We start from the raw sequence: 12663 nt of genomic DNA, 5'->3' as shown, positions 1-12663 counted from the left end.
AACGTACTAGAGTGAATGCCTGTCGCCAGAGAAACGTTTCTCTGGCTTTCCATGACGAGGAGCAGGCACATCATGTCGGCTGTTGACGTTTTATCTGAAACCGAACTGGAAGTGCGCGATGCGCTTCCAGACGATGCGCATGCCATCTCAGCCATTTACGCCTGGCATGTGCTGCATGGGCGCGCGTCATTTGAAGAAGTCCCTCCCACCGTCGATGAAATGCGCCAGCGGATGAAGGCGGTCACCAGCAGCGGCCTGCCGTGGCTGGTCGTACTGTATTGCGGCATTATCGTCGGCTATTGCTACGCCACGCCTTACCGTCCGCGGCACGCTTATCGATACACCCTTGAGGAATCCATTTACGTGGATGCCAGCACCACCGGACGCGGGTTTGGTTCAACGTTATTACAGGCGTTAATTGCGCGCTGCGAGCAGGGCCAATGGCGACAAATGATCGCCGTTGTCGGCGACGGGAACAATAACGCCGGGTCGTTACGGCTGCACAAGAAACACGGGTTTGAAGTGGTCGGTCAGCTACGCAGCGTTGGCTATAAAAAGGGTGACTGGCGGGATACGGTGATTATGCAGCGCCCACTCAACGAGGGTGACTGGACGCTGCCGGAGTAAATGCAGAACGGATCAATCGTTTTGTGCAGTCGCCATCTGTTCAGCTTTCTGCTTTTTATAACTCAGCGCTGCGGCAGGAACAGGCTGCACCTTCCCGGTCTCAATCCAGGTACGCAGGCGGCTTGCATCCGCGAAGTGGGTATATTTGCCAAAGGCATCCATCACCACCAGCGCCACCGGTTTGCCGTTAAACACGGTTCGCATCACCAGGCAGTGACCCGCTGCGTTGGTAAAGCCGGTTTTCGTTAACTGGATATTCCAGTTCTCGCGATAGACAAGATGGTTAGTATTGCGGAACGGCAGCGTATATGCCGGACTCGCAAAGGTGGCCATATCTTCACGCGTAGTGCTCAGTTGGCCAATCAGCGGATATTGTTTGCTGGCAATCAGCAGCTTCGTCAAATCACGCGCCGTTGACACGTTTTGGGTCGACAACCCCGTCGGCTCCACGTAACGGGTGTGAGTCATCCCCAGCGATTTGGCTTTGGCATTCATTGCACGAATAAATGCGTCGTAACCGCCGGGATAATGATGAGCCAGGCTCGCCGCTGCGCGGTTTTCTGAAGACATTAACGCCAGCAGCAGCATATCTTTGCGGCTGATTTCACTGTTCAGGCGCACGCGAGAGTAGATCCCTTTCATCTCTGGCGTGTGGCTGATATCCACTTTTAGCTTTTCGTCCAGCGGCAGCCGTGCATCAAGCACCACCATCGCGGTCATTAATTTGGTAATCGAGGCGATCGGGCGCACCAGGTCAGGGTGGCTCGCGTAAATCACCTTGTTGGTGTTGAGATCGACAATCATCGCACTGCCGGAAGCGATTTGCGGCTGTGCAGCGGCAGCGGTCACCGCAGGTGTTTTGGCGAGCGCTGGCGCGGCAGCAGACGCACCCAGCAATAACGCCAGGCTAAGTAATGAGACTCGGAATTTCAGCATGGTGAGACTTCTGATAATTATTCACGCACGTAATAACGTACACCGCCTGCATCGACGGATAAACGCAGGCTGGCTTCGGCATCATAGCGGGCACCGTGCTTTGTCGCCAGCGGATAATCGTGAACAGATGCTGCACTGCTGGCATTTACGCCAGCAGTGCAGTGAGCTTAAAAGAGACGGTATCCATAACCCCAAAGAATAACCGTCAGCGCCAGTAACGCCTCCAGCACCAGCACGCCGATGGCGAGCGTTGAGCTGGAGAAGCTCAGGCCCTCTTCTTTATTGATATTCAGGAAGGTGGGAACCCCCAAATACAGCAGATAACCGGTGTAAAAGAGGGCAATCGTACCGATCAGCGCGCACAGCCAGACCAGTGGATAGAGCGCAACAATGCCGCTTAAGAACAGCGGGGTCGCGACATATCCGGCAAAGACCATACAGTGTGCCAGAGACGGGCGTTGCGGGTAGTTACGCGCCATCCAGTGAATGACGCGCCCCATCACCGCTACCCCGCCCAGCATCAGGCCGTAAAAAATAACGGCAAGATAAAGTCCGGTAAACCAGGAGAGCTGAACCACGGTGCCGTCACCAAAGTTCCAGCCGATTTGTGTGGTACCTATAAACGCGCAGATTACCGGCACCGCTGCCATCAGCAGCACATGGTGCATGTAATGATGCGCGACCGTTTCGTTCTCGTTTCTGATCACGTGCATTTCACGGTCGGGATGGGAGAAGAGTCCCCAGACATGGTTCATAGCGCCCCCTTATTGTCGGCCCGTCAGCGATACCTTAAGTATAATGCAGGCTTTAGATTATTTTATGTACAGTGGGAAATTTCCGTTGATTGCCGCGCCGTTGACGCAGGGGGTATATGATTAATGCAGGCAAGCAGAGGGAGAACACGAAGACGTAATGGATATCAACGGACTTATTGAACAATATGGATACGCTGCGCTGGTCGTCGGTAGCGTGGCAGAAGGCGAAACCATCACGCTGCTGGGCGGGGTTGCCGCGCATCAGGGGCTGCTAAAGTTTCCGCTGGTAGTGGCCGCCGTCGCGCTGGGCGGAATGATTGGCGACCAGTTGCTCTATTTTTTGGGGCTGCGTTTTGGGCCTACGCTGCTGAAACGCTTTGCTAAGCATCAAAAGAAAATCAGGCGGGCGCAGCGTCTAATACAGCGCCATCCCTACCTGTTCGTCATCGGCACCCGCTTTATGTACGGATTTCGCATTATCGGTCCCATCCTGATTGGCGCCAGCCGCCTGCCACCCAAAATTTTTCTGCCGCTGAATGTTTTGGGCGCAGTTGGCTGGGCGCTGATTTTCACGACGCTCGGCTACGTTGGCGGCGAAGTGATTGGCCCGTGGCTGCACCATCTCGACCAGCATATTAAGCACTGGGCGTGGTTGATCCTGGTGGTGGTGGCGGTGATTAGTGTACGGCTGTGGCTGAAGTATCGGGAGAAGAAGCGTGGGGATGAGTAAACCCGTGTCGCGTCCCCCTTATCCTAGTCCTCTCCCCAAAGGGGAGAGGATTAATCCGTTACTCTGCCGGTTTAAATTGCGGATTCGCCAGCATAAATCCCCCATCAACAATAAAAGATTGTCCCGTCGTGTAGCTGGCGTCGCTGTCGCACAGCCATGCCACCAGGCTGGCGATCTCTTTCGTGTGACCGGGCCTTGCCAGCGGAATTTCCGGCATTGAACCTGCCTTCACCTCGCTGTCGTCCATATCGTTCATCGGCGTGGCAATGGCGCCCGGCGCAACGGCGTTGACCAGTATATTGTGCCCGACCAGCTCCAGCGCCATGGATTTGGTTAGCCCCCCAAGCGCATGTTTTGCCGCCGTATAGGCGCTGGCGTCGGGCAGCGGGGTGTGTTCATGCACCGAGGTGATATTCACGATCCGCCCTCCTTCCCCCTGCTTCACCATCTGGCGGGCAGCAATTTGCGAGCAGAGAAACGCGCCGTCCACGTCGACGGTGAAAATGTTCCGCCAGTCGTCAAATGGCATCTCAAGGAAGGGGGCTTTGGACATCGCACCCGCATTATTGACCAGCACATCCAGCCGACCAAAACGTGCAATCAGGGTTTCAATCGCCTTAGCGCCCTGCGGTAAAGTGCTTAAATCGAGCCGCACAGCTTCGGCACGCTGACCGTGCGCCTCAACTTCACGACAGGTTTCCAGCGCCCCTTTTTCATCGGAATGCCAGGTCACGCCAATATCAAATCCGCGCTCGGCCAGCATCAGCGCCGTGGTTTTACCAATTCCGGAATCCGATGCGGTAACAATGGCTACTCGGGTCATACTCACCTCCTGAAAATCTGCAAAGAGGTAAGTATAGATAATGGCCTTTTTTAGCCGTGATGATAGCCGCCGCCCAGCGCGGACGTCAGCTGCAGCGTGGCATCAACATACTGGCCTTTCAGCATCAGTCCGGCGAGGTGTTCCTTCAGTGCCGGGATGTTGGCTTCACTCACGCGAGAACCGGCAATAATCCCGGCGCGAAAACGGGCCTGCGCCAGCGCCACCACGCGGGCAGCATCTTTTTCGACCTGCTGCTGGTGCAGATTTTTAGCCGTCAGGGTCTCCACTTCGCTGGCCGCGCGCGCCACCTGGTTGACGGCATTAACCACTGCCTTGTTGTAGTGTGCAACCGAGAGATTGTTCTGCGCCTGAGCGATGTCCAGCTCCGCGTTTAGCCTCCCGCTGTCAAAGATCGGTAGCGTCAGCCCGGCCGTCACGCCCATTTGCTGCGCCGAGGAGCGGAACAGATCGCTCAGATGCAGAGCATCTTGCTGCAAGAACGCCATCAGGTTCACGTCCGGGTAGAACGCCGCTTTAGCAGCATCCACCTCGCTCATGGAAGCCTCGATATACCAGTGTGCCTCTTGAAGATCCGGTCGACGCGCCAGCAGCTCATAGCCCAGGGTTGTCGGTAACGCGGCGTCCGTTTCGGGTAATGCATGGCGCGTGAGCGTGATGGCAGAGCTGTTGGTCAACGCCCCCAGTCGCGCCTCAACAGCCTTCATTTTGCCCTGCACTTCTGCCCGTTGCTCCTCCGTTTTGCTGGCGTTAATGTCGGTTTCAACGCCTTCTACAGAGGAGGTTACGCCATGCTGATACAGCTCACGGTCGGCACTGATGATATTGTCCTGTTCGCGTTTAATCTGCGCGAGGACATTCGCGGCGGCGGCCTGGGTCTGCCATTCCCAATAGAGCCGGGCAACGCTGCTGGCGAGCAGCTGACGCGTTTGCTCCATCTCCGCTTTTTGCGCGTTAACCTTACCGATGCGGGCTTCCACTTTGTCGCGGTTTTTGCCCCACAGGTCGAGATCCCAGCCGGCGGTCAGGCCAACGGTCCCGTTGGTATACCAGGGCCCGGTGGTGCCTGCTGCGGGATCGGTAGTGGCAAAGGGCCCCATTAAGCCTTCTGCCGACATTTTCTGGCGTTCAGCATCGGCTGAAAAATCGATGTGTGGCCCGTCGGCAGCCATCGTGGCTTTCGCCTGCGCTTCGGCAAGCGTAATGCGCTGCCGGGCAATTTGCATATCCGGCGCGTCGTTCAACGCCTTCGCTATCAGCGAATTCAGTTCGGGATCGTTATAGTCTTTCCACCATTCGTTTTTCGGCCAGTCAGTACGCTGGATCTGCGTATTAACCGAAGCCGCCGTGGTTTGCGTTTTAATGGGCGACACCGTGGCATGTTCCGGCGCACAGGCCGCCAGAATTAAGACAAGGGGAGCACTCAGAGAGAAAATAAGAGAAGGTTTCATTACGCCATTCGCTGAAAAAATAAAGGCGCAAATTACGCTTACAGCACATCTTTTTTTTAGTAACGCGTGGCAATCTGCAATTTGTCATACATTTACATACTCCGAAAATTATTAATGATGACAATGAATAAATTCAACGCATTCATACCAATTATGAATGCGCTGCTACACTTATTCAGGACATACATACGCAGGAGAAGGGAATGAAAATATTGCTGTGGGTTATTTTGATTATATTTCTGATAGGGCTGTTGGTGGTTACCGGTGTATTCAAAATGATTTTCTGATGCGTTTGCCCGGCTTGATGCCGGGCAAATTCACCGTATTACGCTTTCAGGGATGCCCCTTTCGTCGCAATGACCTCTTTATACCAGTGGAAACTTTTCTTACGGCTACGCGCTAACGTCCCTTTTCCGCTGTCGTCGCGATCGACGTAAATAAAACCATAACGTTTGGACAATTCCGCTTTAGACGCGCTGACCAGGTCAATCGGCCCCCAGCTGGTATAGCCCATGACTTCAACCCCATCGTCAATCGCTTCACGTACCTGCACCAGGTGGTCGTTGAGGTAGCTGATGCGGTAGTCATCCTGCACCACGCCGTTCGCATCCGGCTTGTCCTTCGCTCCCAGACCATTTTCCACAATAAAGAGCGGTTTCTGATAGCGATCCCACAGCACGTTCAACAGCGTGCGCAGGCCGATGGGGTCAATTTGCCAGCCCCATTCAGAGCTTGCGAGATGCGGGTTCGGCACCATGCTCAGAATGTTGCCACGCGCCTGCTGATTTAACGCTTCATCGGTGGTAACGCAGCCGGTCATGTAGTAGCTGAATGAGATAAAATCGACCGTCGACTTCAACGTCTCGCGATCGGCGTCGGTGATCTCAATTTGGATACCGTTATCGCGGAAGAAGCGCAGCATATAGCCCGGGTAGGCACCGCGGCACTGAACGTCGCCAAAGAACTGCCAGGCGCGGTTTTCCTGCAATGCTTCCAGCACATCTTCTGGCTTGCAGGTCAGCGGGTACATCAGGCCACCTAACAGCATGTTGCCAATCTTAGCGTCAGGGACAATCTCGTGGCAGGCTTTCACCGCCAGCGCGCTCGCCACCAGCTGGTGGTGGATCGCCTGATACACCTCACCTTTGCTGCTGGTTTCCGGTAAACCGACGCCGGTCATCGGCGCGTGCAGGGACATATTGATCTCGTTGAAGGTCAGCCACAGCTTCACCTTCTCTTTATAGCGCGCAAAAACGGTACGGGCGTAACGCTCAAAGAAACCGATCGTCTCACGGCTGCCCCAGCCTCCGTACTGCTTGACCAACCCCCACGGCATTTCATAGTGCGACAGCGTCACCAGCGGGGTGATGCTGTGCGCGGCCAGCTCGTCAAACAGCCTGTCGTAAAACGCCAGGCCCGCTTCGTTAGGCTCCTGTTCGTCACCGTTCGGGAAGATGCGCGTCCAGGCAATGGAGACGCGCAGGCAGCTAAAGCCCATTTCGGCAAAGAGGGTGATATCTTCCGGGTAGCGATGATAAAAATCGATGGCGACATCCTTAATGCCGCTGTCGCCCGCCACGCGCTCGACAACCGGGCCAAAAACCCCCTGCGGCTGGACGTCAGAGGTGGACAGCCCTTTGCCGTGCTCCAGATATGCACCTTCGACCTGATTCGCGGCAACCGCGCCGCCCCATAAAAAATTATCCGGGAAAGTTTTCATCACGTTCTCCTGTTATTGATGGCTTACGCTGAGCAATGGCGCACCGGCGTTCACGGACGTTGCCGCCACGGTCACCACCTCGCGATACTCGTCGCTGTTACTGATAATAATAGGGGTTGCCAGATCGTATCCGGCATCGATAATCGCCTGACGGTCAAACTCCAGCAGCAGGTCACCCGGCTGAACTTTGTCACCCACCTTGACATGCGCGGTAAACGGCTTGCCGTCGAGTTTTACGGTGTCGATCCCGACGTGGATCAATACTTCAATGCCGCTGTCGCTGAGCAGGCCAATGGCGTGTTTCGTCTGAAACAACGAGGCCACTTCGCCGGCGAACGGTGCAATCACCTTGTTATCTGACGGAACGATCGCGGCGCCGCTACCCAGCAGGCCGCTCGCAAAGGTGGTATCCGGCACCTGATCGAGTGCCAGTACGGTGCCGGTCATCGGCGACAACACCTCGTTTTCACCCGCTGAAACCACCCCCTCTGGCGCAATACGATCCGGCATACCGGCCACCAGCGTCATGCCGCAGCTGAGTACCAATGCCACGACGGTACCGATAATGCCGCCCCACAGCGTGGCATCGACGCCGCCCGGCGGGATCATCTGGGCGATGGTAAAGATATTGGCGAAGCCGAAAGAGTAAACGTGCGTATCGCTGAAGCCGACAATGGCTCCGCCAATAGCGCCCGCCACGCAGCCAAAGATAAACGGACGGCGCAGCGGCAAGTTCACACCGTAGACTGCCGGTTCGGTGATACCGAATATCCCCGCCGTGACGGATGAACCGGCCAGCATTTTCAGACGCGCATCGCGGGTGCGCAGGAAGATCCCGAGCGCAGCCCCTACCTGACCAAACACGGCCGGTAACAGCATAGGCAGCATCGAGTCATGGCCGAGCACCGCCAGGTTGTTAATCATCAGCGGCACCAGCCCCCAGTGCAGGCCGAAGATCACGCATACCTGCCACAGCGCGCCCATCGCCGCCCCCGCCAGCCACGGTGCCAGGACGTAAATCCACTGGTAGCCGTTCGCCAGTATCTGGCTCAGCCAGGTCGCCAGGGGGCCAATGACCAGGAAGGTTAGCGGCACGGTCACGCCTAAACAGATCAGCGGCGCGAAGAAATTTTTCATCGATGAGGGCAACCGCTTCGTGCTCTGCTTTTCCAGCCAGCAGCTTACCCAGGCGGCGAGGATAATCGGGATCACCGACGAACTGTAGTTGAACCAGGTCACCGGAATGCCAAGAAACGCCTCCGCTACCGCGCCAGGCTGCTGGCTGGCGTTAAATGCGGCGATCATCATCGGATGGGTGAGCGCTCCGCCAATCACCATGGTGATAAACGGATTGCCGCCAAATTTTTTCCCGGCGGTATAGCCCAGCACCAGCGGGAAAAAGTAGAACAGCGCGTCGCTTGCCGCAAACCAGATTTTGTAGGTGCCGCTTTCGGCGGTGAGCCAACCACAGACTACGGCCAGCGCCAGTAGTCCTTTCAGGATACCGGATGCCGCCAGAATGCCGATAAACGGCGTGAAAATTCCGGAAACAATGTCGATCAGCCGGCCCAGCAGGTTGCCTTTTTCACCCTTATCTTCCACGACGGGAGCGTCATCGGTCAGCCCCGCTTCCTGGCGCACCGCCTGCCAGACGTCGTGCACGTGATTACCAATGACTACCTGAAACTGGCCACCGCTTTCGACCACCATAATCACGCCGGGGTTTTTCTTGAGTCCTTCCGCATCCGCTTTCTGATTCTCTTTCAGTTTGAAGCGAAGCCGGGTGGCGCAGTGTACAAGACTGACGATGTTCTGTTTGCCGCCAACGTGGCCGAGAATATCCTTCGCTAAAGCCTGGTATTCCATCTCGAATTCCTTACATCCGATGCCCGCAGGCACCTGTTGACTGAGTATAAAAATAAAAAAACCTGAGAACGTCCTCCTTTCAGAGGCCGCGCTCAGGTTTTGCCTGCGTATTGCAGTAACAATCCCGTTTGAGGCTTAACGCCCCTCTTTTCTCACCCGCTCAATGTGGATAGCGAGGAACATAATTTCTTCGGTTGTCAGCTCGCGCTGGTAGCTTTTGTTCAGGTGCTGCGCGATTTTCTCGGCGCATTTCCACGCCTTCGCGTAGTTGTCTTTCACCGCCGTATGCAGTGAGACATCGTCGTCTTCCACCACCGTGCGGGTCAGCATCCGCTGGGCAAAAAATTTCAGATGGGTGACAAAGCGCTGATAGCTGAGCGACTCTTCGTCATACTCAAGCTGCAGCTGATACTTCACCAACTGCAGGATCTCCTGCATCACCCGGGTCACGTGCATCACTTCCGGCATTTCGCTGTTCAGCTGCGCGGTCACCAGATGCAGGGCAATAAACCCGGCTTCGTCTTCTGCCAGTTCGACGTTCAGGCGTTTGGCGATAATGGCCCGCGCCTCCTGCCCCAGTTCGAACTCCTTCGGATAGAGCCGTTTGATATCCCACAACAGCACGTTTTTGATTGCCAGCCCCTTCTTTTGGCGTTCAATCGCAAAGTAGCAGTGGTCCGTTAAGGTGATATACAAACTGTCCTGCAGTTTACCCAGCCGCTGCGCCGCCAGCCCAATGATGCGATCGCAGGTGGTCATCACCTCCAGCGGGATTTGGTTTAGCAACTCCCCCAGACGACGCACCAGTTCGTCACTCTGTAGCGCAAACACCTTTTCAATCAACGCGGTATCCAGCGCCTCACCGATGCGCTTCTGAAAGGCCAGCCCACGGCCCATCACCACCTGTTCGCGCCCGCGCTCATCCTGAACAACCACCACATTGTTATTGAGAATTTTGGCGATTTTCATCGGCACCCCAGAAACAAAAAAACCTGACCTCCGGCAAATGCCAGAAAATCAGGTTTTGCCTGCCGCAGCAGTAACAATCCAGTTCTGGCACTCTATCAGTTTCATTCGTAGCCTCAATCCGTCACGCGTCAAAACGTGACGCAGATCGTACTTGCTACGGTGATATCAGAAGGTCACCACCGTTTTAAGCTCGGTAACCCACGCATCCTGCGTACGAGATACTCCCCCCGGGTGGTGCCAGTACTGAATGCCCGGCTGTAGCTCAAGCCATGACACCGGGCGGAAGCGATAGTAAAACTCGCCGTTCAGTGAATGACCCGGCACCGGATGATAGGCCGGATTGTTATAGTCCGTAACGCCATTCTGGGCATTCAGGTAACGCTGATTACGCGCGTACTGGCTGCTCATATCAATCCAGGTCAGGCCAACGCCAATCCAGTCGTCCGGCCGGGCGTCAAACAGTCCCCGATAGCGCAGCGAGGCGGCATAGACCTGGTGCATATAGTTGCTGCGTTGATCGGCTAGACTCATGCTGACCGAGGTGCTCAACCCGCGATTCGGGTCGTCCTGATGCTGCGTAAGCTGCTGGTTCAGACCTGCGTACATAAACCAGGTACGGTTGTGTTTCTCAAAACCGTCCGGGTCGGTGGCGCCCGCGCCGCCTGATGCGCCGCGATAAAGATCGGCCTGCGGAGCATTCGTAAACACCACGCCCAGGTTGTATGCCCCCGGTAGGCCATTAATGCGAGGACGGGCGTCGATCTCGACCGGGAGCAAGACACCTTTGCTGCCCTTCGTCGACCAGCTCCACGCATGGCTGCGGCTGGAGGCATTCGGGTTCTGCTCCATGACCCCGCCTTTTAAGGTGACCGTTGGCGTAACCTTGTATTCCAGCGTGGTACCCCAAGTGTGTACGTTCCAGTTGTTCCATGTCAGCGAGTTGGCCGATTTCCCGCCGCACTGCGACAGCAGCTGAAAATCACAGGGGATTATCTGATCGAAGGTCTGCACCTTGTTCATCATCCCGATGCGCCAGGTCAGACGCCGGTCGTCAAAGCTGCGGGCAAAGGTCAGCCAGCCCAGGCGTGTAATGGATTGCCCGCCCCAGCTCTCCTGCGTGAGATCGTTAAAGTTGACGCGCGGATCCTGAACCCGTTTGGTGGTGAGATCGTCATTGTGATTACGGTTGACGATGTTCCCTTCAATGCGAGCATCGGGAATGCCTGTCCAGCGCTCCAGGTCCTGGTTAAAGGTCAGCGCAAACTGGTCGATATAGGCCACGTGGGAGTCATGGTTGTAGCCACCACCACCGTTCCAGGCAATTTCATTCAGGTAACCAAGATTGTAGGTAAATCCGTTGTCGTTAAGGATTTTACGCATACCTAGCATGTCGCCGAGAAGGGGATCCGGCGGTGCTTCAAACCCTAACACCGTTCCGTTCCATTCCTGTGCCATCGACAAAGGGGACATCGTCAATAAGGCGAGGGCATAGAGAATATTTTTATTTTCCATGATAAAACCCTGTGAGTGAGTATTTTGTGCGTAACCGTCCGCAGGAAATTAATCTATTTCCTGTCGTATTTTGATTATTAAAATTCAGTAAAAATCGTTAGGCCAAATGTCTCTCCTGCGTAAATAACAGGCAAAAAAAAACCTAAGCGCTCCACAGCGGTGAATGCTGTGAAACGCTTAGGTTTTGCCTGTGAACAGTAACAATCCTGCGTTGAAAACAGTGGCACCTTAACACCGTCGCGTCACGTTGAAAACCCGCGCTGTTTTCTATTTTAAAAAAGTGTGAACCGTTTAACGCTTATTATTTTGACTGAATGACGCGAGCAATATCAGCAGACGTCTGCAACGTACGTATTTCCTGGAATAATCCCAGCGCTTCGCTGTACTCTTTTCGCAAATAACTGAGCCACTGTTTAATACGCGCAACATGATACAGCCCCGTATCGCCCTGCTTTTCCAGACGACTGTATTTTTGCAGCAGCGTAACGACGTCAGCCCACGGCATGCGCGGTTCGTTATATTTCACTACCCGGCTGAGGTTTGGCACATTTAGCGCGCCGCGGCCAATCATCACCGCATCGCAACCCGTCTCTTTCAGGCAGGCCTGCGCGCTCTCATAATCCCAAATCTCTCCATTGGCAATCACGGGAATGGCGAGCCTTTTGCGGATCTCCCCAATCGCCTGCCAGTTAATGCGGTCGGCCTTATAACCATCTTCTTTGGTGCGCCCGTGCACCACCAGCTCGGTGGCTCCGGCCTGCTGCACCGCATCGGCAATTTCAAACTGTCGCGCGTCGCTGTCCCAGCCCAAACGCACTTTAACCGTGACCGGCAGATGAGACGGCACCGCTTCACGCATGGCTTTTGCGCCACGATAAATAAGATCCGGATCCTTTAACAACGTTGCTCCGCCACCGCTACCGTTCACCATCTTGGACGGACAACCGCAGTTGAGATCCACGCCATATGAACCCAGCTCTACCGCGCGGGCGGCGTTTTCCGCCAGCCACTCAGGATACTGACCCAACAGCTGAATGCGCACCAGCGTGCCGGAGGTGGTGCGGCTTTGTCGATGCAGCTCCGGGCAGAGCCGGTAGAATGATTTTGCTGGCAGCAACATATCAACCACGCGCAAAAACTCCGTCACGCAGAGATCGTAGTCGTTCACCTCGGTCAGAAGCTCGCGCACGAGGGAGTCGAGCACGCCTTCCATTGGGGCCAGTAAAACACGCATTCAGAGTACCTGTGAAAAAAGA

10 protein-coding genes and 1 pseudogene are annotated in these 12663 nt (G+C 55.4%); 2 read left to right on the top strand and 9 right to left on the bottom strand.

The window, feature by feature from the left end; all coding sequences use genetic code 11:
* Window positions 1-72 precede the first annotated feature (72 nt).
* Window positions 73-627 (top strand): N-acetyltransferase family protein, encoded by a 555-nt coding sequence (locus V5P19_RS01735; RefSeq protein WP_334399545.1) that lies wholly within the window; start codon window positions 73-75, stop codon window positions 625-627.
* Between the two features lie 12 nt (window positions 628-639).
* Here V5P19_RS01735 and pbpG read toward each other — a convergent pair whose 3' ends face one another.
* Entirely contained in the window at window positions 640-1563 is a 924-nt protein-coding gene (gene pbpG, locus V5P19_RS01730; protein ID WP_334399543.1) for a D-alanyl-D-alanine endopeptidase, read from the bottom strand.
* Window positions 1564-1730: 167 nt separating this feature from the next.
* Window positions 1731-2318, bottom strand: a complete 588-nt coding sequence (locus tag V5P19_RS01725; RefSeq protein ID WP_334399541.1) for a Yip1 family protein — start codon at window positions 2316-2318, stop codon at window positions 1731-1733.
* A 157-nt stretch (window positions 2319-2475) separates the two neighbouring features.
* On the opposite strand from V5P19_RS01725, the gene V5P19_RS01720 reads away from it, so the two are divergent.
* Complete coding sequence (locus V5P19_RS01720) at window positions 2476-3048, top strand: DedA family protein (protein ID WP_334399539.1); 573 nt, start codon at window positions 2476-2478, stop codon at window positions 3046-3048.
* Between the two features lie 58 nt (window positions 3049-3106).
* Here the strand turns inward: V5P19_RS01720 and V5P19_RS01715 are convergent, their stop codons facing one another.
* The 7 genes and pseudogenes from V5P19_RS01715 to dusC form a co-directional block, all read right to left on the bottom strand.
* A complete protein-coding gene (locus V5P19_RS01715) occupies window positions 3107-3871 on the bottom strand; it encodes an SDR family oxidoreductase (protein WP_334399537.1) in 765 nt (254 codons plus the stop codon).
* Between the two features lie 50 nt (window positions 3872-3921).
* Entirely contained in the window at window positions 3922-5340 is a 1419-nt protein-coding gene (gene mdtQ, locus V5P19_RS01710) for a multidrug resistance outer membrane protein MdtQ (protein ID WP_334399536.1), read from the bottom strand.
* Window positions 5341-5665: 325 nt separating this feature from the next.
* A complete protein-coding gene (locus V5P19_RS01705; protein ID WP_334399534.1) occupies window positions 5666-7060 on the bottom strand; it encodes a 6-phospho-beta-glucosidase in 1395 nt (464 codons plus the stop codon).
* Between the two features lie 12 nt (window positions 7061-7072).
* Window positions 7073-9032, bottom strand: a pseudogene (gene bglF / locus V5P19_RS01700) (PTS beta-glucoside transporter subunit IIABC); the annotation flags it as partial.
* Between the two features lie 29 nt (window positions 9033-9061).
* Complete coding sequence (gene bglG / locus V5P19_RS01695) at window positions 9062-9895, bottom strand: transcriptional antiterminator BglG (RefSeq protein WP_334399532.1); 834 nt, start codon at window positions 9893-9895, stop codon at window positions 9062-9064.
* Between the two features lie 165 nt (window positions 9896-10060).
* A complete protein-coding gene (locus V5P19_RS01690) occupies window positions 10061-11365 on the bottom strand; it encodes a carbohydrate porin (protein WP_334401099.1) in 1305 nt (434 codons plus the stop codon).
* A gap of 343 nt (window positions 11366-11708) precedes the next feature.
* Window positions 11709-12641, bottom strand: a complete 933-nt coding sequence (gene dusC / locus V5P19_RS01685; protein WP_334399529.1) for a tRNA dihydrouridine(16) synthase DusC — start codon at window positions 12639-12641, stop codon at window positions 11709-11711.
* Between the last annotated feature and the right edge of the window lie 22 nt (window positions 12642-12663).

The organism is Enterobacter sp. UNJFSC 003 (assembly GCF_036903355.1).
Lineage (GTDB): Bacteria > Pseudomonadota > Gammaproteobacteria > Enterobacterales > Enterobacteriaceae > Enterobacter.
Note: the sequence above shows the minus strand (reverse complement) of the source record. Positions and strands in the feature narration are given on the sequence as shown.

Bases quoted from the DNA above. Each gene is read 5' to 3' on its own strand.
- pbpG (WP_334399543.1), bottom strand. From the start codon at position 1,563: ATGCTGAAATTCCGAGTCTCATTACTTAGCCTGGCGTTATTGCTGGGT.
- dusC (WP_334399529.1), bottom strand. From the start codon at position 12,641: ATGCGTGTTTTACTGGCCCCAATGGAAGGCGTGCTCGACTCCCTCGTG.
- V5P19_RS01725 (WP_334399541.1), bottom strand. From the start codon at position 2,318: ATGAACCATGTCTGGGGACTCTTCTCCCATCCCGACCGTGAAATGCAC.
- V5P19_RS01715 (WP_334399537.1), bottom strand. From the start codon at position 3,871: ATGACCCGAGTAGCCATTGTTACCGCATCGGATTCCGGAATTGGTAAA.
- bglG (WP_334399532.1), bottom strand. From the start codon at position 9,895: ATGAAAATCGCCAAAATTCTCAATAACAATGTGGTGGTTGTTCAGGAT.
- V5P19_RS01735 (WP_334399545.1), top strand. From the start codon at position 73: ATGTCGGCTGTTGACGTTTTATCTGAAACCGAACTGGAAGTGCGCGAT.
- V5P19_RS01690 (WP_334401099.1), bottom strand. From the start codon at position 11,365: ATGTCCCCTTTGTCGATGGCACAGGAATGGAACGGAACGGTGTTAGGG.
- mdtQ (WP_334399536.1), bottom strand. From the start codon at position 5,340: ATGAAACCTTCTCTTATTTTCTCTCTGAGTGCTCCCCTTGTCTTAATT.
- V5P19_RS01705 (WP_334399534.1), bottom strand. From the start codon at position 7,060: ATGAAAACTTTCCCGGATAATTTTTTATGGGGCGGCGCGGTTGCCGCG.
- V5P19_RS01720 (WP_334399539.1), top strand. From the start codon at position 2,476: ATGGATATCAACGGACTTATTGAACAATATGGATACGCTGCGCTGGTC.